Raw genomic sequence first — 25,348 nt, forward strand, 5'->3', positions numbered from 1 at the left:
ATCGGGGCTCAGATGATCATCACCGAAACCGACCGACTCATCATCCGGAACTGGCGCGAGGCGGATCGCGAACTTGCCTACGAGATCAACTCCGACGAGGCCGTCATGGAGTTCTTTCCATTCCGCCGCAATCGTGAGGAAGCCAACGCCTTTTTCGAACGCGTCCAATCCATGATCGCTGAGACCGGGCTTGGCTTCTATGCCCTGGAGCTCAAGGCAAGTGGTGAGGCGCTTGGCTTTTGCGGACTGGCGCAGACGAACCATCTGGAACCGTTCGTACCGGCGGGTACCGTCGAGATCGGCTGGCGGCTTGCGGCGCGATATTGGGGCAAGGGATTTGTCAGCGAGGCGGCGCGGGCATTGCTTGCCTATGGCTTCGAAACGCTCGCTCTCGACCAGATCGTGTCCTTCGCGGTTCATAATAATATCCGCTCGACATCGGTAATGGAGCGGATCGGCATGCATCGGGTCGAAGGCGGGGATTTCGACCACCCCGGCGTTCCTGATACCTACCCTCACCTGCAGCGTCACGTGCTCTATCGCCTCACCGCAGCCGAGTGGCGCGCCCTGCAATGACGATCATCGAGACGCCGCGGTTCATCCTGCGCCCGTGCCGGGAAAGCGACCGCGAACTCTTCTATGAACTGAGTTCCGATCCCGATGTCCTCGAATTCTTTCCCTTCCGCCGCAGCCGTGAAGACGCTGATGCCGTCTTCGACATGATCAGCGGACTGACGCCGGAAGACGGTTTCGATCTTCTCGTGCTGACGTTGAAGCAGAGCGGCAAGCCGATCGGCGTCAGCGGACTTTCAAGGCCGAAACTTGAACCGTTCCTTCCCGAAAACGCCGTCGAAATCGGCTGGCGACTTTCAGCAGGGAATTGGCGTCAGGGCTATGCCAGCGAGGCAGGCGCGGCCCTGTTGCGCCATGGTTTCGAGACGCTGAAACTCGATGAAATCGTGTCCATCGCCGTGCACAATAATCACCGCGCCTTGGCCGTCATGCAAAGGATTGGCATGCGTCCGGATCCGGCCGGCGCGTTCGACCACCCCGATATTCCCGCCACTCATCCGCAATTGAAGCGCCATGCGCTCTATCGCCTCAGCGCTGCAGAATGGCACCAGCGGCAGATGCAGGCTACGGAACGTTGAAGCAGCCTATTCCAGCGCTACCGCGATGAAACGCAGATCGCCATTCGGAGAGGCGATCATCATCTGCGCATTGCGGCGGCCTTCCCGCTTCAACGCTGCGACCTTTTCCGAGGCAGCCGTCGGCGTCTGCACGAATTCCTGTGCCACTTCGACGACGACTTCGCCGGGCTTCAACCCCTTGTCCGCTGCGGCCGAACCCGGAGTGACCTGGGTGATCACCACGCCGTCGACGCTGTCGGCAATGCCGAAGCTCTTGCGGTTTTCGGCATTGAGGGTCGCAAGCCTCATGCCGAGCACGTCCTGGGTAGCCTGCGGCTGCGGCGCTTGCTGCTGCTGATCGTTGTCCTGGTCCTGGCCGTCCGCTCCGTCATCGTCTTCATCCCCCTCGTCGGGATTGATGACGCCGTCGCGACCGCCATGATCATTGGGCGCAAGCTGGGGTGCCTTGTCGCCGCCGCCCTTGTCGCCCTGATTGCTGTCGCCGGCACTGGCTGCGGCTGCCTGGTCGCTGTCCTCGAGCCGGCCAAGCGTAACCTTGACGGTCTGCTGCTTGCCGTCGCGTATGATGACGACATCGACTTCCTTGCCGACGGGGCTTTCGGCGACAACGCGCGGTAAGTCGCGCATCTCGTCAACATCCTTGCCATCGAACTTCAGGATGACATCGCCGGCCTTGATCGAGCCGTTATCGACCGGTCCGCCCTTGATGACGCCCGCCACCAGCGCGCCTTTGGCGCTGTCGAGCCCGAGGCTGTTGGCAACATCGTCGGTCACCGGCTGGATGCGCACGCCGAGCCAGCCGCGACGGGTTTCGCCGAAATCCATGAGCTGCTTGACGACACCTTCTGCCAGTTCGGACGGCACGGCGAAGCCGATGCCGATCGAGCCGCCACTCGGCGAAATAATCGCCGTATTGATGCCGATCACCTCACCCTTCATGTTGAAGAGCGGCCCGCCGGAATTGCCCTTGTTGATCGCCGCATCCGTCTGGATGAAATTGTCATAGGGACCGGCATTAATATTGCGACCACGGGCCGACACGATACCCACGGTCACCGAGCCGCCGAGCCCGAAGGGATTGCCGATCGCCATCACCCAGTCGCCGATCCGCATCTTGCTGGAATCGCCGAATTTCACTGCTATCAGCGGATGCTTCGGTTCCACCTTGAGCACGGAAAGATCGGTCTTGGTGTCGGTGCCGATCAACCTCGCCTTCAGCTTGGTGCCGTTCGGGAAGATCGCTTCGATATCGTCGGCGCCCTCGATGACGTGGTTGTTGGTGACGATATAGCCGGATGGATCAATGACGAAGCCGGAACCGAGAGAGCTGACCTTGCGGTTGCTGTTTTCGTTGTTCCGGTTCTTGAAGAAGTCGTTGAAGAATTCCTGGAATGGCGAGTTGTCCGGCACCTTGGGTGTCGCCGGGCCATCGCCCTCATCCTTGACCTTTTGGGAGGTGGAAATGTTGACCACTGCGTCCAGCAGACCGGATGCCAGATCCGCAACCGAAGCCGGGCCGGCATTCATTGCCGGATTGCCCGTGACCGGCGGCGGCGTGTTGGGCACGACGGCTGGATTTTCGGTCGTCGTTGCCGTCGAGCCGCCCATCGGAGCCTGCGCCGGATTGGTCGCCGTGGCTGGGGTCTGGCCGTTGGAGGTCGCGGGCGGCTGCGTGCCGGACACGGCATTGCCGTTGGGTGCGCTGGCAGAGCCCGTGGCTGGAGCCTGACCCGTCTCGCCGGTTGTTGCCGGCGCTGTCGTCCCGGAATTGGCTGGCGCCTGCGTTTCGGTCTTCATCTCGCCGCTTGGCGCAGCCGACGAACCGGTCGCCGGCGCCGTAGCCGAGCCTGACGCGGGCGCGTCCGTCGCGGAATTGGCGGGAACCTGTGCGCCTGGAGCCGCGCCGCTATTCGGCGTCGTCGTATCCGTCGAAGGCGTCTGTGTCGTCTGCGCATACGCCCGATCGACGCCTGCAAGGGTGGGACCGGTAATCAGCGCCACACTGGCCAGAAGAGCGAACGAACGTCTGAAAGGCAGGCGATTGGTCAAAGCCATCAGGCATCCTCATCGAGAAAGGGAAGTCTTGTATAAGCATCAACATAAGGCGGAATGATGAAGCGTGAAATCACCTTTTTGCGAAATCCCCGAACGTCCATCCGGCCTTTTTATCCAAGGTAAGATTGATGCCATCAAACATAAGACAAGGGGCCGCCAACAGGCAGCCCCTTGGATTTCGGCAGGTTGCCTCACATCATTTCGCAGGCGTCGTCGTGGACGGCGCAGCCAGCCCGGGAGCACCCGCTGCAGGAGCCGAACCGACCGAACTATCGAAATACTTGAAGAATTCCGACTGGTTCGGCGGCAGCACCAACGTCTTGCCGCCTGAAGCAAGCGACGTGCGATAGGCGGCCATCGAGCGATAGAACTCGTAGAAGCTCGGATCGCGCGAGGAGGCATCCGCGAAGATGCCGTTGCGCTCGGCCTCGCCCTGGCCGCGCAGGACCTCCGAATCCTTCTGTGCATCCGCCACGATTTCGACCACTTGACGATCGGCAATGGCGCGGCGGCGCTGGCCTTCTTCGTTGCCCCGTGCGCGGATCAACTCGGCTTCCGCCAGGCGTTCGGCCTTCATGCGGTCGTAGGTCTGCTGCGACACCTCTTGGGTCAGGTCGGTACGGCGGATGCGCACATCCTCGATATTCAGCCCGAGGGACTCTGCATCGCGGTGCAGGTCGTCGCGCACTTCCGTCATCATCGAAGCGCGTTCGTTCGATAGGGCAGCTTCGAAACCGCGCAGACCGTAGACCCGGCGCAGCGATGCATCGAGGCGGGTCCTGAGGCGCGATTCCGCCGCATCGCGATCACCCGACACCGTCTCGCGGAACTTCCGCGCATCGGTGATCCTGTAGACGACAAAAGCATCGACCTCATAGAACTTGCCGCCCGAAACCTGGACACGGATATTGTCCAGATCGAAGCGCAGCTCCTGGTCCTGTATATACTGCACCCGATCGGCATCCATGAAGGCGAAGGGCAGCTTGAAGTAGAGGCCCGGCTCCGTCTTGACGGCACGGATCTGGCCGAAGCGCAGAACGATCGCCTGTTCGCGGGCATTGACCACGAAAACCGAGGAATAAACGATCAGCAGCACCACCGCGAGCGCGATGAGAATGGCTGGCAAACGGCTGGACGTCATTATTTGGCCTCCGGCTGAGGTGCGGTCGCGGGCTTACCCGACTGCGTCGTGGATTGCTTGCCGAGGTCGTTCAGCGGCAGGTAGGGCACGACGCCCTGCTTGTCGTCGATGATGATGCTGTTGGAATTGCCGATAACGGACTCCATGGTTTCGAGGAACAGCCGCTTGCGGGTCACTTCCGGCGCTTTCACGTATTCGTCATAGATGGAGACGAAGCGCTGCGCTTCACCCTGGGCTTCCTTGACGACACGGTCCTTGTAAGCAGCCGCGTCTTCACGGATTTGCGCCGCACGACCACGAGCCTGACCGAGCTTCTGATTGGCGTATTGATTGGCCTCTTGAACTTGCTGGTCTTCGTTCTGCTCGGCGCGCTGCACCTCGTCGAAGGCATCGGCCACTTCGCGCGGCGGCGACACATCCTCGATCGGTATGGCGTTGATGGAAATGCCCGAGCCATATCGGTCCATCGTATCCTGAATGATGTTTCTTACCTCGATCGCGATTTGCTGGCGATTGTCGCGATAGATATCCTGGGCCGGACGGCGGCCAACCACCTCGCGCATGGCGCTTTCGGCAACCTGCTGCAGCGTCTCGTCGGGAGTTTCGAGGTTGAAGAGGTAGGATTGCGGGTTCGTGACTGTGTAGAGCACCGAGAACTGCACGTTGACGATGTTCTGATCGCCCGTCAGCATCAGGCCGGCATTCGAACTCGAGCTCGAACGGCCGCCGATATTACGCTGCTGTTCGGTAACCTTGACGATCTCGATACGATCCATCGGCCAGAAATGGAAATGCAGGCCGGGCATTGACACTTCCGGGCGCGGCTCGCCAAATCGCAATTCGACGCCGCGCTCGTCCGGCTGAACCGTATAGACGCACTGGATAAGCCAGAAAACGACGATGACCGCCGCGACGATGACAAAGGCGCCGCCGTTGAAGCCGCCGGGGACAAGTCCCTTCAGACGGTCCTGACCACGGCGGATGATGTCTTCAAGATCCGGCGGGCCACCGCTGCCGCTTCCCCGCGGCCGGTTCGGTCCCTGCCCCCAAGGCCCCTGATTGTTTCCGCCGCCACCGCCGCCCCACGGGCCGCCGCCGCCATTCTGATTGCTCCAGGGCATCAAAACCTCTTTGTTTGTGGACTCCCAGTATCGCGCAGACTTTGAAATTCGCAGGCGGCGGCGATTGTCTCCCGTTATAGGTATCGGCGCATCTGCTTTCAACGCAACTTCAGGAAGTTCGTCGGATTTATTGGAAAATAGTTGATTTTCGCGGGCAGCTTTTATGCTTTTCGCCTGCTGAGGAAAACTCATCGCAGCGGGCAACTTGATCGAACGACGTACAATGAACCATCTCAATCAAATAAATCTAGCTGATCCTCTGGCGGCTCAAGCGCCAGTTTTAGCTCATACTGTTCCAGCAGCTCATCAAAATCTGGAACTCTGCCCATGAGTTCCTCTTTAACCCGGTATCTATGGAATGGCTTGCGCCGATTGTAACGAGTTACCCGAAATGGATACTCATCAAATTCTGTTTTCGGGTATTCCTCCTCCCATTTGACCATCCATTCACCTTTCTCGCCGGGAGAACGAGCACCAAAGTCTACATCAAATTTTGCGTCACCGTTAATATGACCGCAGTATACATCGGTAACAAATATAGTATTTATATAAGATCCAAATACTTTATATATCTGGTCACCACCAATTATAAAAAATTGCATTTTTCCTGAGATAATAGAATCCACATCTGCAATAAAAAGAGCCGTTTCTGGATTTTGAGCCCACTTTAGTGATGGAAATTTTTCCAAAAAATCCGGCTCTGTGCGCGACAGGATGATATTAGTTCTATTAGGAAGAGGCCGCCCAATAGATTCAAATGTCTTTCTTCCCATAATTACAGCATGATCAACGGTACGTTTTCTAAAAAGCTGTAAATCTGTTCTTAAATGCCACGGGAGGGAATTGTCTACGCCAATGATCTGATCAGGATAGCTACGCGCAACGATAGAGAATGCAGACGGCATCCGCACTCTTTTAACTTTCTTGTTCATCAGCTTAGAGCACACAACTTCGCTACCAGTCAGAAAACCAAACGGAGCCCGTCCATAGTTTGCGAAACTGGGCACCGCAAGGTAAATCTGCTCCTCAGACGGCGATCGGCGCCTTGATATTGGCGTCGGCCTCATAGCCTTCCAACGTGAAATCCTCGAACTTGAAATCGAAGATGTTCTTCACCGCCGGATTAAGGCGCATGGTCGGCAGTTTTTTCGGGGTGCGGGTCAGTTGCAGCCTGGCTTGCTCGAAATGGTCGGAATAGATGTGCGTATCACCCAGCGTGTGCACGAAGTCGCCAGGCTTCAGCCCCGTGACCTGCGCTACCATCAACGTCAGCAGCGCGTATGAGGCAATGTTGAAGGGCACGCCGAGGAAGGTGTCACCGGAGCGCTGGTAAAGCTGGCAGGAAAGCTTGCCATCGGCGACGTAGAACTGGAAGAGGCAATGGCACGGCGGCAGCGCCATTTCGTCCACCTCAGCCGGATTCCAGGCCGAAACGATATGGCGGCGGGAATTCGGGTTGGTCTTCAGCCCTTCGATCAGATTGGCGATCTGATCGATATGGCGGCCGTCCGGAGCTGGCCAGGAACGCCATTGATGGCCGTAGACCGGGCCGAGATCGCCGTTTTCGTCGGCCCATTCATCCCAGATAGAAACGCCATTCTCCTTGAGATACCGAATATTCGTCTCGCCCTTCAGGAACCACAGCAGCTCGTGGATGATCGAGCGCAGATGCAGCTTCTTGGTGGTGAGTACCGGAAAACCTTCGGAAAGGTCAAAGCGCATCTGGTAACCGAAGACCGAGCGCGTGCCTTTGCCGGTACGGTCGCCGCGGTCGATGCCGGTGTCCATCACATGCTTCAAAAGATCGAGATATTGCTTCATCGCACCCGCCGCCGATTCCATTCCTCCTCAATTTAATGGCAAGTCGGCACGAAACCAACTGCGGGCAAGCATAATCCCTGGAATTCTCCCATCCGGCCGTCGTTTGTTATGGCAAACCTGTGTTTCGGCGAAGCATTTATGACAAATCCCCTTCCATTCGCCTGAGGAAAACACTATATCAGCCATGCCGGTCTTCGGGCCGGCTATGGCGATAAATGAGCGGTGTAATAAACCTATTGGACCCGGGGGCGGTACCCGGCGCCTCCACCAAAAACTGGTCGGGCAAGACCGGCTTTTGATGGGGGCGAAACAGGATCGACAAGGGTGTAAAGATCGACTTTTCGCTCGGCATTGTACCACCGTTATCGGGCTAAAATTGTAGTTGCAAACGACAACTATGCGGAAGCTCGTCTCGCTGCTTAATCGCAGTGTGGCACTTCAAATAAAGTCCTAAGGGGTCGCACTCTTAGGCGGGGTTCGAAGGCACCTGGCAACAGAAGCCTTCACCTTCTCCCTCTCTTCGATATTATGTATGATCAGGCGTTGACTCGCGCACGGGGGTTTCCCGTCGGCGCAGGGCGTGGCATAAGCCTTAGAAAAAACATGGCCAACGAAAGACAGGAAAGTATGGGGCAGGATCATATCCGCTACGACATTTTGGCACAGGACGCCCTGCGTGGGGTCATCCGCAAGGTGTTGACCGAGGTCGGCACCACCGGCCGTCTGCCCGGTGACCATCATTTCTTCATCACCTTTCTGACGGGTGCGGCCGGCGTGCGCATTTCGCAGCACCTGAAGTCGAAATATCCCGAGCAGATGACCATCGTCATCCAGCATCAGTTCTGGGACCTGAAGGTTACCGAGAGCCAGTTCGAGATTGGTCTTTCGTTCTCCGACGTTCCGGAAAAGCTGGTCATCCCGTTCAATGCCATCCGGGGCTTCTACGATCCGTCCGTGAATTTCGAGCTGGAATTCGACGTGCCGCTCGCCGAGGACGAGGAAGTGCCGTCCGGCGAGATCACCGCCTATCCGGTATCGGCCGAGGGCAGCGAGGAGCCCGCGGCCGCCAAGGACGGCGAGGAGAAGAAGCCGGGATCGGTCGTCTCCCTCGACGCATTCCGCAAGAAGCAATAGCATCCGGGGAAGCAGGCGCTTCCCCTTTTCACATCGGCCGTGAGGAACCATCGATGAGTGCCGAAATCGTCAATCTGCGCCAGTTCCGCAAGAAACAGACACGCTTGGAAAAAGAAAAGCAGGCGGAGCAGAACCGTGTTACCTTCGGCCGCACCAAGGCGGAGAAGCAGTTGACCAAGGCGCTCAATGAAAAGGCCGCGAAAACACACGAGGCCGGCCATATCGAGCCATCCAAAACAGACGATTGAAATACCGAGCTGAAAGTCTATAGCCCTCCGAAATCAATCGCTTACCCCAGCATTTTGAATCATTTTTAGAATTACCTCTTCCGTTTCCGAACTTTTGATCGATCCGCCGATGATCCGCAAACATTCCGCCACGCTGCATGGCCATCGCACCAGCTTTTCCCTCGAAGACGCCTTCTGGGCCGAACTGAAGGCGATCGCCAATGCGCGCGGGACGTCGCTTGCGGCTCTGATCTCAGAGATCGACGACGGCCGCGATCCGGCAAGCAACCTTTCCTCGGCGCTTCGGCTCTATGTTCTGAAATGGCTGAAGGATCGCACCTGAAACGCCCCGCCTTGAACGAGGGCGCTTAGTCACTTCATTCTCTACTCAATAGCATCCCCGCTCCCAGCGACGAAAGCGGCGGATTTCGCATGGTCGATGGAGAATGATCTATCGAGCGATGCCGGGAAGATTGTTAAAGTTCAGCGGCGCCCCTGTCTGCGGCACCTGTCCGTTGAGAGCAGGCAATTGCTGCGCTTCCGCCTTCGCTCGGGCTTCCGCACTCGCCTTCGCCCTGGCTGCGGCTTCCGCCTGCTTTTCTGCCTCGGCCTTGCGCGCCAGTTCCCTCAAGCGCTTCTCTTCGGCGCTACGCTGCTGCTCGACTGCCGCATCGCGCTGACGCTGGGCTTCGCGTGCGACGGCAGTGTACTTGTAGAGCGCCACCTCGCGCCGCAGCCGCTGCTTTTCCAATACGCTTGCCTGAAGCCGCTCGACGCGCTGGCGCTCGCGTTCGAAGGCGCGCAGCGACAGGAAGCTGGTAATGTCGGTAACGTCCATCGTCCGACCCGGCGTCGCCAACGGACCGGCGAAATCGAGGCGCAATGCCGGCTCGGCGCCGCTCAGCGCCTCGTTGCCGGCATTGAAATCGATGCCCATGGAGCCACGGATGCGCTCATCCGGCAGGCTGATCTCGGCATTGCCCGAAAGCTTCGCCAGGTCATTGCCGGCACTGATATTGGCAGCACGGATGACGCCGGTCGAAATATTGAACGGTATGTTGATGGCCGGCAATGCCGCCTCGCCATTGTTGAGCAATGTCTGGACGATCGGCAGCACCTTATCGGCTGTGATCTCACCTTGGATCTGGTCCGTCGCCGACAACAGCGGCGGCAAAACGGAGAGGTTGAGGCCGCGGACATGCGTGTCGCCAAGCTTGATCTCGCCCGAGCCGCTGGCGTTGGCAGCCAGTTCCCCCAGGCTCTTGCCGCTCGCTTCCATGCTCAGTCCCAAACCGAAGCGGCCATTGGCGAGCGGCGCGCCATCGCGCTGCCAGGCAACCGCGGCAAGGTCGCCATTGGCGAGGTTGAGTTTCGTTTGCATCAGCCCGGTGCCGTCCGAGTTCGCAAACATCAAATTGCCGCTAAGCGTACCGCCGTTCCAAGCGCCGGCGATGTCGTTCAGCCGCAGCTCCTCGCCCTTATAGGCAGCGTTCGTACTGAAATCCGAGATCGGGCCGAAGATGCCCGGCCACAACTGCTTGGCCGAAAGCTTGACGTTGAGATCAAGCCCGCTGAACATCGGCAACCCCAGCTTGGCCTTGGTGAGGTTGCCCGTCATCGCATCCGTCACCGGCCCGTAGATTGCTTCGCCCAGCCAGCCGAGATCGGCCTTGTCGAGCGTCAATTGGCCGGTAGCCTTGATATTCGGCGCCTTGCGGTCGAAGGTGAGCGCGCCCGAAACATTGTTGTCGGCAAGCAGGCCCTTCATATCGGAGAATACGATCTTGCCGGCATCGAGCGCGGCATTCGCCTGGAATTTGACCGGCAAGCCCGTGCCCATCTGCGGTACGCCGATGCCGTTCATGACGAAATAGGGATCAAGATCGGCACTCTCGAGCGATAGCGCGATTTTGCCGTTGAGGAAGGTTGCGGGACGCACATCGACCTTGCCGTTTGCGGTGAACGAGGTCTTGTCGGTGGCGAAGGTGAGTGCCGCATCCGCCGGATCAGTGCCGTTTGCCGTCACCTTCAGCGTCAGACGGCCATTGGCATCCGCTTCGACGGGCAGCGGATCGAGGCCCGCCTGCCCAAACAGGATCGAGGTCACGGAATTTTCGAGCGTTGCTTCAAGCGTCGTCGTCCCTTTGCCGGTCAGCGCCAACAGGTCGGACATGCGGTAATCGAGATTGACGCGGCTGCCGTTGGAGACGCCGGCAAGCGTTACCGCCAGCCCATCGCCCTGGTCGCCGCCCAGCGTCAGCGCGCCGCGAAGCGCGGTATTTCCATACCATGCAGCGTTTCGCACCAGCCGGTCCATCGCCGGGTGATGCGGCAGATGCTGGCTCAGCATATCAAAGAAGGGACCGGGATCGGCCGCCTTGAAGGTGATTTCGCCCGACCCCTTGTAGTCCAGCAGCGAACCATTGGCACGGCCGGTTGCGGTAAGCTCGGCACCGGCGACATCGCGCACGGCAAGCTTGTCGAGCGTGAGTGCGCCATCGGCGATCGAAAACGACGTTTCGACATTGTCGGCCTGCACGCCGAACGCGGCGAATTTGTCCGCTTTCAGATGGGCCGTAATCCGGTGATCGAGCAAGGTCTCGCCGGCATCCTGACCGGTGAACAGCCCTGTCAGCGCCCTCAGCGCATCGAGATCGAGCGCATCGCCGCTGAGATCGACGGCAAGCCTCGGCGCCTGGTCGTTTGCCGGCGCCTGCCGGTCGAGCTGGCCCTTGAGCGTCGCCGAGCCGACGGCGATTTCAAGATTCTCGAAGCGCTGCTCCTCGTGACGCAGGCTGACATCGGCGGAAAAACCGGCCTGTCGCAACTGCCGGATCGCCGGATCGACCGAACCCACCAGCCAGGATGCCAGACCGGATGGCTGATTGGAGGCGACCACGAGATTACCGATGAAATTCGGATCGCCCTGCAGCATCAAATTGCCCTTGGCCTCCACCTGGGTGCGGCCAGGGAGCATGCCGATGGCGTGATCGATCTTCCAGCCGGTTCCGGCAGGCTCCAGATCGAGCTGTACGTCGCGGATGGTCGTGTCGCCGGCAACGATCGCCGGCAGGCGGAAAGTCGCCTTGCCGGGCACCTGCGGCACCGGAATTTCGGCGGCAATGGCAATCAGGCTGTTTAGTCGCTGGCGCGCCGAAATGGTGGGATTGCGGTTGGTCTTGCCGCTCGTGCCCTGCGTGTTGCCGAGGCGGTTGACGTCGATCTGCTGGCCGTCGGCCGTCAGCAGGAATTCCGGCTTGGTGCCGGTGTCCAGCGTCGCCTCCCCCGTCACCACATAGGGATCGTCCGCGGTACCCACTTCGAGACGATATTCCGAAACCCGTATGCGCTCGTTGGTAAGCTCGAATCGACCTTTGACACGGGGCTGAACCTGTTCGTCGGCAGGTTTATGTGTCTGCTTGTCCTCAATCCCCGCCGTAAACATGCCGATATAATCCGGCTTGCTGTTGACCAGCTTCAATTCGCCGTCGAGGTCGACATTGAGCGGATGGCGGTCCGGCAAGAGCCGGGTGCGGACGCGCAAGACGCCATTATCGTCAGGCTGGCTGCTGGAAATGCTGAAATTGCCGTGCTCGCCGTCGAGCACCGCATCGCCATCGATTCGCCAGGGTCCCGCCAGCGACCGGGCGGACATTTGCGCGTTGAGACCGGTTATGTGCCGGGTGCGGCCAGATTGCTCGTCGATGAACTGGATATCGCCGCCATCGACATGCACGCCCTCGAGCACCACCGACTTGGCAGGGATTTCCGGCTGGCTGCCGCGCATCCAGTCGAGCGTCCCGTCCTTCAACAGCCGCAGACGCACTTTCGGCTCGGAAACGCGCATGTCGAAAATCAGCGCTTCGCCGGACAGGAACGGCGCCAGCTCGGCGTCCATGGAGAATTGGGCGATCTGCACCAATGGCGTCCCGTCGGCTTCCTGTCCGACGCGGACGTCATGCAATGTCACGGAAGGAAAAGGCAAAAGGCGGGCGTCAACGGTGCCGTGAACGGTCACCTTCTTTCCGATGATCCGACTCGCCTGATCCTCGAAATTCTTGCGAAAATCGGTCCAGTCTATGAAGAGCGGAGCGAGCAGCGCCACGAACAGCACCACTACGAGCACTCCCCCCAGAAAAACCAGGACCTTACCTAACAATGCACACCGTCTCCATTCTGCATTCCAATTACGATATCAAGCGTCACATAGCGAAGCGGACATGCAAAAGACATCCCAGATCTTCGGCTTAAGCCTGCTTTCCTATCCAGAACCGCATCGCAATTCTTGGACCATGCTGCAAATCTAGGGCATCTCCACCGCTTTCCATGACGCCATATGAAAACGGGATGGTCTAGCCTAACGCCATTCACGCCGGGGGCAAGCCAAGATCTTGGCAATATTCCATTTTTCAATGACTGTGGAATATCTTGCCGGGATTGAAAATCGCATCAGGATCGAGCGCCTGCTTGACTTGGCGCATCAGATCGACGGCGCCGCCAAGCTCCTGTTCGAGAAACGACATCTTGCCCTGCCCTATACCATGTTCGCCGGTGCAGGTACCCTCCATCGCGAGCGCCCGCCCGTTCAGCCGGGCAACGAAGGCCTCGACGACGGCGATACCTTCCGGCGTCTTGTCATCGAACAGCACCAGGACGTGGAAATTGCCATCGCCGGCGTGACCGACGATCGGCGCCAGCAATCCGTGTTCCTCGATATCGGCCTGGGTCGCTGCAACGCATTCGGCAAGTTTCGAGATCGGCACGCAGACATCCGTCGACAAGGCCGCCAGTTCCGGCGCCAGAGCCCGCGATGCCCAATAGGCATCGTGACGCGCTTTCCAGAGTTTGTTGCGCTCTTCGAGATTGCTGGTCCAGAGGAATTCCCCGCCGCCGCATTCGCTCGCGATCTCTGCGAATTGCGCCGATTGCAGCGCGACCGTCTCGTCCGTACCGTGAAATTCTAGGAACAAGGTGGGCCGCTCGTCATAGGTCAAGCCGGAATAGCGATTGCAGGCGCGCATCTGGACGGCGTCCAGCAGTTCGATGCGAGCAACCGGAACGCCCATCTGGATGGTCATGATGACCGCGTCGCAAGCTGCCTTCACATTCGGAAAGGCGCAGGCGCCGCCGGCGATCTTCTGCGGAATGCCTTGCAGCCGCAGCGTCACCGACGTCAGGACGCCGAGCGTTCCCTCGGCACCGACGAAGAGCCGGGTCAGGTCATAGCCGGCGGACGATTTCCTGGCGCGGCGGGCGGTGCGGATCTCCTCGCCATTGGCGGTGACCGCGGTTACGGCGAGCACATTGTCCTTCATCGTCCCGTAGCGCACCGCATTGGTGCCGGAAGCACGCGTCGAAGCCATGCCGCCGATCGAGGCATTGGCGCCAGGATCGATTGGGAAGAACAGGCCGGTATCGCGCAGATATGTGTTGAGCTGTTCGCGGGTGACGCCAGGCTCGACCGTGCAGTCGAGATCCTCGGCATTCACTTCAAGCACCCGATTCATCCGGCTGAAATCGATCGATATTCCGCCCTGCGGCGCATTCACCTGCCCTTCCAGAGAAGAACCTGTGCCGAAGGCGATAACCGGAACCTTGTGCTCGGCGCAGGCTTTGACGACCGTTTGCACGTCCGCGCTCGTCTCGGCAAAAACCACCCCGTCCGGAAGTTGCGCCGGGATATAGGTGGTCGTGTGGGCATGCTGGGCCCGAAAGCTCTCGCCGGTCTGGAAACGCTCGCCGAAGGCCTGCTTCAGGATGCCGAGAACGGCAGCAATGCCCGCCTCGTTGCGTATCCCCGCCTTCGTATCAGTCAGAGCCATCGTTCAGATCTCCCATCACAATCAAAAAAGGAAATGTTAACCCTTTTCGCGGTTCTATGAGACATCAGCGCGACGCTGTCCAGTCACGAAAATAGCCTGTGGTTTGCCTGCGCGAGACACGGTGACGGCAAGCATTCGGCGCGGCCGCAAACCGGCACGAAAAATCATTGGTACGATAGCGGCCACACGCCCCTGCCCGCCATAGCACCCATCAAAGCCATCGGACCGATCTCCCTCGCCCGCATGGGTTGTATGGGCAATAGGAACCGGCCTGTCCAGCCAGCGCTATCGAAGGAAACCAATATGGCCGCACGTTGTCGTTCATAAGCGATGGCAAACGACGCGAAATGCAAAATCTGCAATTTTTTTGGGCAGAATTCGATTTACACCGCACAAAGCTCTCGCAAAAAGCACGCGCTTGACGGGAAACTATGCCGTCCCGCGACTGGCACATGTCTTGCGTTTTACCCCGCAGCTTTGACATAGCCACGATTGGAAGGACATTCGATGAAGCGTAGACAATTGCTCATGGCACTCGGTATGGCGATGCTGACGATGGGGGCGCTTTCGAGCCCACACGCAGCCCGGGCGGACGCCTTGAGCGATATTACCGCGAAGGGCACGCTCCGCGTCGCCGTTCCCCAGGACTTTCCTCCCTTCGGCAGCGTCGGGGCGGACATGGCACCCATGGGCTATGATATCGACATGGCAAACCTGATCGCCGAAAAGCTCGGCGTGAAGACCGAGCTGGTGCCGGTGACCAGCGCCAACCGCATCCCCTATCTCCAGACGAACAAGGTCGACCTGGTGATTTCGAGCCTGGGCAAAAATGCCGAGCGCCAGGCCGTCATCGACTTCACCGACGCCTACGCACCCTTCTTCAACGGCGTCTTCGGTTCTGCCGATGTTGCGGCCGCCAAGCCCGAGGATCTTTCCGGCAAGACGATCGGTGTAACCCGCGGCGCCATCGAGGATCTCGCGCTGACGAAGGTCGCGCCGCAGGACGCGACGATCAAGCGCTATGAAGACAACAACGGCACCATCTCCGCCTTCCTCTCGGGTCAGGTCGATCTCATCGCCACTGGCAACGTGGTTGCAGCGGCCATTCTCGCCAAGAACCCGCCGAAGAAGCCGGAGATGAAGTTCCTCATCACCAATTCGCCCTGCTTCATAGGCCTGAACAAGAACGAGCCCGCCCTGCAGAAAAAGGTCAACGACATTATCGCCGCCGCCAAGGCCGATGGAACGCTGACCAAGATATCGCAGAAATGGCTGGGCGCGGCCCTCCCCGCCGGCTTCTGATCAACAGAGCATCGGCCGTGCCATCTTCCGATGGCGCGGTCCGGGCCGAGCGAGGCACCTTCTCATGCGCTATCACTTCGATTTCGGCTGGCTTGCCGAATACTATCCCGTCCTGATCAAGGGAATTCTCGTCACCATGGAGCTGACTTTCGTCGGCTCTGCGGTCGGTATCGCTCTTGGCATCGCCTGTGCCTGGGCGCGGGCGCTGGGGCCTCGCTGGCTCAAGCCTTTCGTCGCTGCCTATGTCGAGCTGATCCGCAATACGCCGTTCCTGATCCAGCTTTTCTTCATCTTCTTCGGTCTGCCCGCCGCCGGCATTCACATGAACGAGATCGCTGCCGCCAACCTTGCCATGGTCATCAATCTCGGCGCCTATAGCTGCGAGATCATTCGTGCCGGCATCCAGGCGACGCCACGCGGCCAGTTCGAGGCCGGCGCCAGCCTCGCAATGACGCCGTTCGAGACCTTCCGCCACGTCATCCTAGTGCCCTCACTCCAGCGCATCTGGCCCGCATTGTCGTCGCAGGTCGTCATTGTCATGCTCGGCTCCTCGGTCGTCTCGCAGATCGCCGCGGAGGACCTGACTTTTGCGGCGAATTTCATTCAGTCGCGCTCCTTCCGCGCTTTCGAGGCCTATTTCGTTTCCACCGCAATCTATCTGGGTCTGGCCGTCATCCTGCGGCAGTTACTTGCCGTTGTGGGCGGCCTGATTTTCCCGCGCAGGGTTCGCCGATGATTCAATTCTCCACCTGGGACATTCTGCGCGGTCTGCTTCTGGCCACACGCTGGACAGTTCTGCTCTCGCTCATTTCTTTCGCCGGCGGCGGTGCTGTCGGCGCAATCTTGCTATTTCTGCGCATTGGCAAAAACCGGGCCGCGCGCACTATGGTCAAATATTTCGTCGAGCTCTTTCAAGGCACGCCGCTGCTGATGCAGCTTTTCCTGGCCTTCTTCGGCCTTGGGCTCTTCGGCATCGACGTACCGGCATGGCTGGCGGCCGGCGTTGCTCTGATCCTTTGGTCAGCCGCTTTTCTCACCGAAATCTGGCGTGGCTGCGTCGAGGCCGTGGCAAAGGGCCAATGGGAAGCCTCTGCCAGCCTTGGCATGGGCTACCTCCAGCAGATGCGCTACGTCATCCTGCCGCAGGCGCTTCGCATCGCCGTGCCGCCCACAGTCGGTTTCTCCGTGCAGGTGGTCAAGGGCACGGCTCTGACCTCGATCATCGGCTTTGTCGAACTCTCGAAAGCCGGCACGGTCATCACCAACGCGACGTTCCAGCCGTTCACCGTCTACGGTTTCGTCGCCCTCATCTATTTCGCCCTGTGCTGGCCGCTGTCGAAGAGCAGCCAGATCCTGGAGAGGAAGCTCAATGTCGCTCATCGAGGTCACTGAAGTCCGCAAGAATTTCGGCGCAAACGAAGTGCTGAAAGGCATCAACCTCGATGTCGCGCCCGGCGAAGTGATCGCCATCATCGGCAAGAGCGGCTCGGGCAAATCGACGCTGCTGCGCTGCATCAACGGGCTGGAAACGATCGATGACGGCGCAATCTCGGTCGCCGGCGCACAGCTCCTGCCCGATGATCTGCATTTGAAGGCCTTGCGGCTAAAGGTCGGCATGATCTTCCAGCAGTTCAATCTCTTTCCGCATCTGAGCGCCGGGCGGAACGTCATGCTGTCGCAGATGGTCGTCAAGAAGGCCTCCAAGGCCGATGCCGAGGCAATGGCGCGGCGCATGCTCGATCGCGTCGGCCTCGGGCACAAATTCGACGCCTATCCCGACGAACTTTCCGGCGGACAGCAGCAGCGCGTTGCCATCGCCCGCGCGCTTGCCATGCAGCCGATCGCACTCCTTTGCGATGAGATCACCTCCGCGCTCGATCCCGAGCTGGTAGCGGAGGTTCTCGCAGTCGTCCGCGAACTTGCCAGCGAAGGCATGACGCTGCTGATGGTGACACACGAAATGAAGTTCGCTCGTGACGTCTGCTCGCGCGTCGTCTTCATGCACCAGGGTCGCGTCCACGAAATCGGTCCGCCGGGCGATGTATTCGCCAATCCGCAGACCCCGGAACTCAAACAGTTTCTCGGCCTGCACTGAGAGCTCTCAGCCGCCGGTTAACCTCGAACCGGTGCCCCAGCAGTTCCCAGCATGCCGACCCAGGCGCCCGGCGCCATGCCGAACGCCTTCTTGAAATGCCGTGTCAGATGGCTTTGATCCGCAAACCCGGTGGCCGCAGCGACTTCGGCGATCGGCTCGCCATCGGCGATCATTCCTTTCGCCCGTTGCAGCCGCCGCATCAGCAGGAAGCGATGCGGGCTGGTGGCAAAAACGGCGCGGAAATGCCGTGAGAGCGCAAAGCGATCGAGGCCGGTGATTCGTTCCAGCTCCTGCGAGCGGACGCCGCGCATGGCATGTGCTTCCAGATAATCGCGCGCTGTCTTCACCTGGCCCCAAGCCAGGCTCCCCAACGGCTTTTGCGGCAGACGTGCGTGCGAAGCAAGCCCTTCGGCCACCCTTGAGATAAAATCATCGACAAAGAGTTCATCCAGCTCGCGGTCGAGCTCGCCGAGGGCGGCCAGCAGCAAGCCGGCAAGACGATCGTCCTCGACCACCGGGTCCTCGACAAAGGGCAGGCCAATGCGCGCGGCTTCCAGGCACTGCATCAGCATCGACGGTTCGAGATAAAGCATGCGGTAGAGCAAGCCGTCGTCGGTCGCGGCACCGCCGTCATGCAGCTCATCCGGATGAAGAACAATCACCCGGCCCGGCAGGCTGTAGCGCCGTTCGCCGCGATAGCTGAAGGTCTGCACGCCGCGGATGGTGACGCCGAGCGCATAGGTATCGTGCCGGTGCGGCTCGAACGCATCACCATGGAATTGCGCCTGAATACGCTCGATGCCGGGGTAAGCGGGTGCAGAGACGATGCGGTTTGCTTCCGGCATCGTGCACGAACGTTCAAGACCTTCGAAGATATGGCCGGCAACATCCTCGCGCAAAGGCTCATTCCCAGACTGCATAAGAGAGATCACCCATGTTCAATACCAAAATCGCGATCGTTCTGCGAAGCAATCTTGAATCCTGGCAGAAACTGAACGTGACTGCTTTCCTGGCGACCGGCATTGCCGGGCAATTTCCTGACATGATCGGCGAACCCTATCGCGATCGCGCCGGCAACCTCTACAACGCGCTATCGATCCAGCCGATGATCGTATTGTCGGCCAACGAAGAAACCATGAGCACGATTCATCGCCGCTCGCTGGAGCGCAACGTCACCTCCTCGATCTTCATCGAGGAAATGTTCTCAACCGGCCACGATGTCGCCAATCGCGCCGTCTTCTCCGAATTTACGCCTGAGGACGCCAAGGTGGTTGGCATCGCGCTGCGCGCGGACAAGAAGGTCGTCGACAAGATCACCAAAGGCGCGACGATGCACTCGTGAACGGGCAGCGGTCAAACAAAACGGCCGGGTCGCAAAACCCGGCCGTCCTTGTTTGAATGTCTACGTCAGATCAGCCGTTTTGGGTAATGGGCGCGATCTGGATTTCGACGCGACGGTTCTGCGCACGGCCGGCTTCGCTGGCGTTGGTGGCGACCGGCTGGCTCGGGCCGAAGCCGACGGCAGACATGCGGCGCTGGTCGATGCCCTGGCTGCCGAGATAGCTGGCAACCGAATCGGCGCGGCGTTCGGACAGTTCCTGGTTATGCTGCAGGCTGCCGGTCGAATCCGTATGGCCGTTGACGTCGATCAGCGTGCGGTTGAACTTGCGAAGCACGATCGCGACCGAATTCAGCGTCGGATCGAATTCCGGCTTGATCGCATCCTGGTCGATGTCGAAGGTAATGGCCGACGGCATATTGAGGATGATGCGGTCGCCGACGCGCGTTACGGAGACGCCAGTACCCTGCAACTGCGCGCGCAGCTCGGATTCCTGCTGGTCCATGTAATTGCCGATGCCGGCACCCGCAAGCGCACCGACGCCGGCGCCGATCAGCGCAGCATTGCGGCGCGATGCCGGCGAGTGGCCGATGAGAAGACCGGCAACCGCACCAACGCCGGCACCGATCGCGGCGCCTCCCGCCGTGTTGGATACTTTCTGCTCTCCCGTATAGGGATCGGTTGTCGTACATGCATTGAGAAAGGCTGCCGAGACGGCAAGGATGGCAAATTTCTTGATCATAGAATCGTCGCTCTCCGGTTCGATGGTCCGCAGCAGATATGAAGCATTGCGGCAATATGATGAAATATAATTTTCGTCCACCCGCGGCCGGGCTGCCCGGCCACTATTCTGGAGCGTTTTCTTCCAAACTAACCAGTTCAAGGAGATTGGATCCGCTCCGCCGATCTATTCCCCTTGAAATCCAGGCTTCCGCCGTCAGAGGTTTTGGAAGAGTTGTCTCACCGTATCGTAGCTGGCATTGGCAATCGACAATGATTGCAATCCCAGTTGCTGCTGCGTCTGCAGCGCCAATACCCTGCTTGATTGCCTCTCCATGTCGGCATCGACCAGCTTGCCGACGCCACTCGTCAGCGAATCGCTGAGATTGCTGGCAAATTGGTTTTGCAGACTGACGCGCGTTTCCAACGAGCCGAAGGCCGATCCTATGGTGTTCAGTTGATGCAGCATGGCGGTGACGGTGTTGACCATGTCGGTCACGGCGCCCTGTGTCGTATTAGCATCGAGCGAGATTTCTACCTGCCCGCTGGTGTCGCCATTCTGGCTGCCGATCAGCACATAGTTCTCGGCTGCTCCCGCTTCCGTCGCAAAAGCGGTGGAAGTGAGCACGCCATAGCCGCCCGTGCCGTTTGAACGATCGTCGATCAGATATCGTGCATCCGTCGAGACGATGGGGCCGCTGGTCGAGCTGACACCCTCATAATTCAGCATGCCGATCGAAACCGTGCCATCGGTGTGGCGGATGAGGGAGCCCGGGATCTCGTGTGGCTCGGTCGGATCGTCACCGTTCTGCAGCACGACCCAGTTGACGCCGTTGAAGCTCGTCGACTCGCCGACGCTGCGAAGCTGGTCCTTAAGTTCGGAGATCTCGTCGTTGAGCTTGGTCTTATCGACACTGCCCTCATAGCCAGTCACCAGCTTCGACCGGATCTGAGTGACGATATCGATTGCGCTGGTGATGCCCGTGGAGGCGGTGCTGACCGTGGCAGCAGCAAGCCCCAGCGCATCCTGCACGGCCGAGACGGCGCCAATATCGGTGCGCGTCAATGTCGAGATCGTCCAGTAAGTGGCGTTGTCCTTAGCGGTCTGCACACGCAGACCGGATGACATCTGACGCTGTGCGACATTCAGATCCGCCTGTGTGTTTCGAAGGACTTCAAGGGCTGTATTGACAGGGGAACTTACCCTTATGAAGGTCGAAAAAATACTCACGACACAGGACTCCGGACGCAACGATACACAACAGATACATGAAGACATTGGAACCATGCCGCGGGCGCTCATGCGCGCGGGCCAACCGAAGTCGGCGAAGGTGGAGTCCGGCAAAAAAACAGCGCCTGAAACTCGAGCGGTTACAGGCGCTATGATTAGCAATCATGCTTAAGAAAGCGATAATGGAAACTGGCAATTTACCATAAATCGCCCTCGATCAGAAAATCGTTATCGCGTTCAGGTTGCGATCATTCCGCCGCCCGGAGCCTGGTCGCCTTCGCACGCAATGCCGCTTCCGACATCTCTTCTTGCCGCCGCCGTTCCGTTGAACAACAAGCCGCAGGAACTGCGAGACAGTCCCTTGAAAGGCTAACAACCCAAGAAATGTGCACTTTTTGTTCTATTTCCCGGCCGTTTCTTTTGCCTTTCAGGGCAGAATCATTACATTGAGCCGCATGACCATCGGACATGACGACATTCCCTTCTTTGACGAGGAGCCGGAGCACGCGGCGCCGCGTCGGCCTGCCCCTGCCCCTGCCCCCAGCGCCGGTGGCGGTATTGCGGCCCGCGCCATGGCGGCGCGCGATAGCGGCCGCCGGCCTGACTATCTCGCTGGCCTCAATCCGGAACAGGCGGAAGCGGTCGAGACGCTGGATGGGCCCGTGCTGGTGCTCGCCGGCGCCGGCACCGGCAAGACGCGGGTGCTGACGACCCGCATCGCCCATATCCTTTCCACCAACCGTGCCTTCCCCTCTCAGATCCTCGCCGTCACCTTCACCAACAAGGCCGCGCGCGAGATGAAGGAGCGTATCGCCCTTCTCGTCGGCGGCGCGGTCGAAGGCATGCCCTGGCTCGGCACTTTCCATTCGATCGGCGTCAAGCTGCTGCGCCGTCATTCCGAGCTGGTCGGCCTCTCCTCGAGCTTCACCATTCTCGACACCGACGATGTCGTGCGCCTGATCAAGCAATTGATCCAAGCAGAAGGGCTGGATGACAAGCGTTGGCCCGCCAAGCAATTTGCGGGGATGATCGACACCTGGAAGAACAAGGGCCTCGGCCCGGCCGATATTCCGGAAGGCGATGCGCGCGCCTTCGCCAATGGCAAGGGACGCGACCTCTATACCGCGTATCAGGCCCGCCTGAAGACGCTGAACGCCTGCGACTTCGGCGACCTTTTGCTGCATCCGATCAATATGTTCCGCCAGAATCCTGATATATTGAAGGATTATCACCAGCGGTTCCGCTACATCCTCGTCGACGAATATCAGGACACCAACACCGCTCAATATATGTGGCTGCGTCTACTGGCGCAGCGGCAAAAGGGCGAGCTGCAGAATGTCTGCTGCGTCGGCGACGACGACCAGTCGATCTACGGCTGGCGCGGCGCTGAGGTGGACAACATCCTGCGTTTCGAAAAGGATTTTCCAGGCGCCAAGGTCATCAAACTGGAGCGCAATTACCGCTCTACCGAGCATATTCTCGGCGCGGCCGCGCATCTGATTGCCCATAATGAGGGCCGGCTCGGCAAGACGCTGTTCACCGACCGCTCCGATCCCGACGATATCAAGGTGCAGGTGCACGCCTCCTGGGATTCCGAGGAGGAAGCGCGCGCGATCGGCGAAGAGATCGAGCAGCTTCAGCGCGGCAAACACAATCTCAACGACATGGCGATCCTCGTGCGCGCCTCATTCCAGATGCGTGAATTCGAAGACCGCTTCGTTACGCTCGGCCTGAACTACCGCGTCGTTGGCGGCCCTCGCTTCTACGAACGCCTCGAAATCCGCGATGCCATGGCCTATTTCCGCCTCGTCTGCCAGCCGGCCGACGATCTTGCCTTCGAGCGCATCATCAATACGCCGAAGCGCGGCCTCGGCGACACCACCGTGCGCGCGCTGCACGATTACGCCCGTGTCCGCGACATTCCGATGCTGGCGGCAGCGGCCGATATCATCGAAACGGACGAAATGAAGCCGAAGGCGCGCAAGGCGCTGTTCGACGTCGTGCAATCCTTCCGCCGCTGGCAGGGACTGCTTGAAAACACCCCGCATACCGAGCTTGCCGAGCAGATTCTCGAAGAGTCCGGCTATACCGACATGTGGAAGAATGACAAATCGGCGGAAGCACCCGGACGGCTGGAAAACCTGAAGGAACTCATCCGCTCGATGGAAAGCTTCGAATCCATGCGCGGCTTCCTCGAACACGTAGCCCTCGTCATGGACGCCGAGCAGAACGAGGATCTGGACGCAGTCTCGATCATGACGCTGCACTCCGCCAAGGGCTTGGAATTCGACACCGTCTTCCTGCCTGGCTGGGAGGAAGGCCTGTTTCCACACCAGCGCTCGCTCGACGAAAGCGGCCGCGCCGGTTTGGAGGAAGAACGCCGCCTCGCCTATGTCGGCCTCACCCGCGCTAAGCGCCGCTGCCACATCTGGTTCGTCTCCAACCGTCGCATCCACGGCCTCTGGCAATCGACCATCCCGTCTCGCTTTCTCGACGAACTGCCGGAAACCCATGTCGAAGTGGCCGAGATGGAGCAATCTTACGGTGGTTACGGCCGCGGCGGCTATGGCCAGTCACGCTTCGACAAGGCCGACCCTTTCGCCAACTCCTATTCCACTCCCGGCTGGAAACGCGCCCAGGCCAACAAGACCGACGCCACCCGCGACAATTGGGGCTCCCGCTCCGGCCACGCCGTCGAACGCATCGGCTACGGCGAAAGCGGCCCCAAAACCCGCACCATCGACGGCGAACTCGTCGCCAAATCCACCTCCACCGAACCCTCTAAATTCGCGATCGGCGACCGCGTCTTCCACATAAAGTTTGGGAACGGCAATGTTTCCGAGATCGAAGGGAACAAGCTGACGATCGATTTCGATCGGGCGGGGCAGAAAAGGGTGTTGGATGGGTTTGTGGAGAGGGTTTGACGGTTGCGGTGGGCATCTGCCGCATCGATCATCTGCTTTGCCAACGCAATGCCCTTTGCCCCGGAGCTAGGGCACATGCTCCATCATGATTTGCGTGTGCAGCATCGGCGCTTCGCTTCCGAAGTAAGTCTTCAGTAGCGGCAGAAAATCGTCCGATAGATAAAAATCCGTGAGCGCGCGGTCGACCACTAGGCGGAAGTCGGCATCGTCGCGCCTCAGGGCGATTGCATATGGTTCATGCGTGAACAGGCGATCGCCGACTTCAAGCAAGGACGGATCGTGCGCGCGCTGGGCCAAGCTCATGAGTAGCACCCGATCGGCGAAATAGGCGTCGATCTTATGTTCCTCCAGCGCCTTAAGTCCGTCTTCGTGCGTGTCGAAATCGGCAATCCGAGTTTTCGAGGTCTCGATGCTGCGTGCCTCGCGCAATATTGCGTCCGTCGTGGTGTTTGCGCGCACGCCGATGACGCTGGTGGATGGAGCACGCTGGCTAACGGAACGAACGGTGGGCGTATCAAGAAAAAGCGCGTGCAGATAGTCGGGCGAATCCTTGCGCAGCAGGGCGCTCGCTCCGGTCAGGAAGATCGGCTGTGAGAAATCGACGAGTTTCCGCCTCTCCAGATTGACTGTGATAGCCCCGCAAAGCAGGTCGATCTGACCGTTCTTGACAGCGTCGAAACCATTGGCCAGCGTCATTTCTACATATTCGCGCTTCAACTGCGGAACCGCATGCTCGATTTCGTCCGCGACCTTGCCGCAGAGGTCGATGGCATATCCCGTCGGTTTTTCATTCGGCTTGCTGGATGAAAACGGTGCCTCGTCGGCGATGTAGCCGATGCGCAGGGTTGTATGCTGGTGAAGCGTGTCGAGCGTCCCGGCGCTCGCTCCGCAGATCGAAAAGAAAACGGCAAGGCCCGTCAGCAGCAACCGTCTCATGCGCTTGACCAGACCTGTATGCGGGGCAACGGCACCAGCATTATCCTCGTCTCCGAAAAACGGATGATCGCAAGGGCTGAAAAGCAGATTATGGCTTCGCGTTCATTTGTCAATCGCGGACACCTCAACGACGCTGGTTGGCAAGACACCTCTGTTTCCTGAGATTCACCAGGTATCTTCAATGTCCGGCACGTCACCGCGACCCGTCAGCAGTCTCAACAGCGTGCGTTGCCACATGCCGCCCCAAATGTCCGGCGCACTTCAAGCATTCCCTGGGACTGCCCAAGCCATAAGCCCGCGTGCCCCTCGAAAACCATCGCGCTCCACCT

General features: G+C 59.5%; 22 protein-coding genes and 1 other RNA gene. 12 read left to right on the plus strand and 11 right to left on the minus strand.

Features of this window, described 5'->3' with window-relative positions; all coding sequences use genetic code 11:
- Positions 1-12: 12 nt before the first annotated feature.
- Positions 13-576 carry a GNAT family N-acetyltransferase gene (locus tag QA648_RS08845; RefSeq protein ID WP_283050936.1) on the plus strand — a complete coding sequence of 188 codons (564 nt, stop codon included), beginning with the start codon at positions 13-15 and terminating at the stop codon, positions 574-576.
- The gene (locus QA648_RS08850) at positions 573-1,151 is read left to right on the plus strand and encodes a GNAT family N-acetyltransferase (RefSeq protein ID WP_283050938.1); all 579 of its coding nucleotides are present in this window, start codon (positions 573-575) and stop codon (positions 1,149-1,151) included. Before QA648_RS08845 ends, QA648_RS08850 begins: the two co-directional genes overlap by 4 nt.
- 6 nt (positions 1,152-1,157) lie before the next feature.
- Here the strand turns inward: QA648_RS08850 and QA648_RS08855 are convergent, their stop codons facing one another.
- The 5 genes from QA648_RS08855 to QA648_RS08875 all read right to left on the minus strand — a co-directional run bounded on the left by QA648_RS08855 (position 1,158) and on the right by QA648_RS08875 (position 7,289).
- A complete protein-coding gene (locus QA648_RS08855; protein ID WP_283050939.1) occupies positions 1,158-3,206 on the minus strand; it encodes a Do family serine endopeptidase in 2,049 nt (682 codons plus the stop codon).
- 196 nt (positions 3,207-3,402) lie between these two features.
- Positions 3,403-4,347: a protease modulator HflC gene (locus QA648_RS08860; protein ID WP_283050941.1), complete on the minus strand. Its 945-nt coding sequence runs from the start codon at positions 4,345-4,347 to the stop codon at positions 3,403-3,405.
- Positions 4,347-5,468, minus strand: a complete 1,122-nt coding sequence (hflK, locus tag QA648_RS08865; protein WP_104823519.1) for an FtsH protease activity modulator HflK — start codon at positions 5,466-5,468, stop codon at positions 4,347-4,349. The genes QA648_RS08860 and hflK overlap by 1 nt, the downstream gene beginning before the upstream one ends.
- Before the next feature lie 233 nt (positions 5,469-5,701).
- Entirely contained in the window at positions 5,702-6,400 is a 699-nt protein-coding gene (locus tag QA648_RS08870; RefSeq protein WP_283050944.1) for a dihydrofolate reductase, read from the minus strand.
- 94 nt (positions 6,401-6,494) lie between these two features.
- Complete coding sequence (locus QA648_RS08875) at positions 6,495-7,289, minus strand: thymidylate synthase (RefSeq protein ID WP_283051278.1); 795 nt, start codon at positions 7,287-7,289, stop codon at positions 6,495-6,497.
- Between the two features lie 147 nt (positions 7,290-7,436).
- On the opposite strand from QA648_RS08875, the gene ssrA reads away from it, so the two are divergent.
- The 4 genes from ssrA to QA648_RS08895 all read left to right on the plus strand — a co-directional run bounded on the left by ssrA (position 7,437) and on the right by QA648_RS08895 (position 8,993).
- Positions 7,437-7,797, plus strand: a transfer-messenger RNA (tmRNA) gene (gene ssrA, locus QA648_RS08880).
- A gap of 119 nt (positions 7,798-7,916) precedes the next feature.
- Entirely contained in the window at positions 7,917-8,423 is a 507-nt protein-coding gene (locus QA648_RS08885) for an SspB family protein (protein ID WP_283051280.1), read from the plus strand.
- 53 nt (positions 8,424-8,476) lie between these two features.
- Positions 8,477-8,671, plus strand: a complete 195-nt coding sequence (locus QA648_RS08890; protein ID WP_283050946.1) for a DUF4169 family protein — start codon at positions 8,477-8,479, stop codon at positions 8,669-8,671.
- Between the two features lie 109 nt (positions 8,672-8,780).
- The gene (locus QA648_RS08895; protein ID WP_283050948.1) at positions 8,781-8,993 is read left to right on the plus strand and encodes a ribbon-helix-helix domain-containing protein; all 213 of its coding nucleotides are present in this window, start codon (positions 8,781-8,783) and stop codon (positions 8,991-8,993) included.
- Positions 8,994-9,101: 108 nt separating this feature from the next.
- Here QA648_RS08895 and QA648_RS08900 read toward each other — a convergent pair whose 3' ends face one another.
- Both QA648_RS08900 and QA648_RS08905 read right to left on the minus strand, forming a co-directional pair.
- Entirely contained in the window at positions 9,102-12,809 is a 3,708-nt protein-coding gene (locus tag QA648_RS08900; RefSeq protein ID WP_283050950.1) for an AsmA family protein, read from the minus strand.
- Between the two features lie 250 nt (positions 12,810-13,059).
- Positions 13,060-14,472 carry an FAD-linked oxidase C-terminal domain-containing protein gene (locus QA648_RS08905; RefSeq protein WP_283050952.1) on the minus strand — a complete coding sequence of 471 codons (1,413 nt, stop codon included), beginning with the start codon at positions 14,470-14,472 and terminating at the stop codon, positions 13,060-13,062.
- A gap of 528 nt (positions 14,473-15,000) precedes the next feature.
- Here QA648_RS08905 and QA648_RS08910 point away from each other — a divergent pair.
- The 4 genes from QA648_RS08910 to QA648_RS08925 all read left to right on the plus strand — a co-directional run bounded on the left by QA648_RS08910 (position 15,001) and on the right by QA648_RS08925 (position 17,869).
- A complete protein-coding gene (locus tag QA648_RS08910; RefSeq protein WP_245463983.1) occupies positions 15,001-15,774 on the plus strand; it encodes a transporter substrate-binding domain-containing protein in 774 nt (257 codons plus the stop codon).
- Between the two features lie 64 nt (positions 15,775-15,838).
- Positions 15,839-16,510 (plus strand): amino acid ABC transporter permease, encoded by a 672-nt coding sequence (locus QA648_RS08915; protein WP_283050954.1) that lies wholly within the window; start codon positions 15,839-15,841, stop codon positions 16,508-16,510.
- Positions 16,507-17,166 carry an amino acid ABC transporter permease gene (locus tag QA648_RS08920; RefSeq protein WP_104823527.1) on the plus strand — a complete coding sequence of 220 codons (660 nt, stop codon included), beginning with the start codon at positions 16,507-16,509 and terminating at the stop codon, positions 17,164-17,166. Before QA648_RS08915 ends, QA648_RS08920 begins: the two co-directional genes overlap by 4 nt.
- A complete protein-coding gene (locus QA648_RS08925; protein WP_283050955.1) occupies positions 17,144-17,869 on the plus strand; it encodes an amino acid ABC transporter ATP-binding protein in 726 nt (241 codons plus the stop codon). Before QA648_RS08920 ends, QA648_RS08925 begins: the two co-directional genes overlap by 23 nt.
- Before the next feature lie 17 nt (positions 17,870-17,886).
- Here the strand turns inward: QA648_RS08925 and QA648_RS08930 are convergent, their stop codons facing one another.
- A complete protein-coding gene (locus tag QA648_RS08930; protein ID WP_283051282.1) occupies positions 17,887-18,768 on the minus strand; it encodes an AraC family transcriptional regulator in 882 nt (293 codons plus the stop codon).
- Between the two features lie 35 nt (positions 18,769-18,803).
- Here QA648_RS08930 and QA648_RS08935 point away from each other — a divergent pair, with 35 nt between their 5' ends.
- The gene (locus QA648_RS08935; RefSeq protein WP_283050957.1) at positions 18,804-19,211 is read left to right on the plus strand and encodes a DUF2000 family protein; all 408 of its coding nucleotides are present in this window, start codon (positions 18,804-18,806) and stop codon (positions 19,209-19,211) included.
- Between the two features lie 70 nt (positions 19,212-19,281).
- Here the strand turns inward: QA648_RS08935 and QA648_RS08940 are convergent, their stop codons facing one another.
- Together QA648_RS08940 and QA648_RS08945 are read right to left on the minus strand one after the other, a co-directional pair.
- Positions 19,282-19,950 carry an OmpA family protein gene (locus tag QA648_RS08940; protein WP_104825136.1) on the minus strand — a complete coding sequence of 223 codons (669 nt, stop codon included), beginning with the start codon at positions 19,948-19,950 and terminating at the stop codon, positions 19,282-19,284.
- A 195-nt stretch (positions 19,951-20,145) separates the two neighbouring features.
- Positions 20,146-21,159: a flagellin gene (locus tag QA648_RS08945; protein WP_283050960.1), complete on the minus strand. Its 1,014-nt coding sequence runs from the start codon at positions 21,157-21,159 to the stop codon at positions 20,146-20,148.
- A gap of 455 nt (positions 21,160-21,614) precedes the next feature.
- Here QA648_RS08945 and QA648_RS08950 point away from each other — a divergent pair, with 455 nt between their 5' ends.
- Positions 21,615-24,083, plus strand: coding sequence for a UvrD-helicase domain-containing protein (locus tag QA648_RS08950; protein ID WP_283051283.1), 2,469 nt, complete (start codon positions 21,615-21,617; stop codon positions 24,081-24,083).
- Between the two features lie 66 nt (positions 24,084-24,149).
- Here the strand turns inward: QA648_RS08950 and QA648_RS08955 are convergent, their stop codons facing one another.
- The gene (locus QA648_RS08955) at positions 24,150-25,019 is read right to left on the minus strand and encodes an amino acid ABC transporter substrate-binding protein (protein ID WP_283050961.1); all 870 of its coding nucleotides are present in this window, start codon (positions 25,017-25,019) and stop codon (positions 24,150-24,152) included.
- Positions 25,020-25,348: the final 329 nt, after the last annotated feature.

Source organism: Rhizobium sp. CB3171 (genome assembly GCF_029714265.1).
In the GTDB taxonomy this organism is placed as follows: Bacteria; Pseudomonadota; Alphaproteobacteria; order Rhizobiales; family Rhizobiaceae; genus Rhizobium.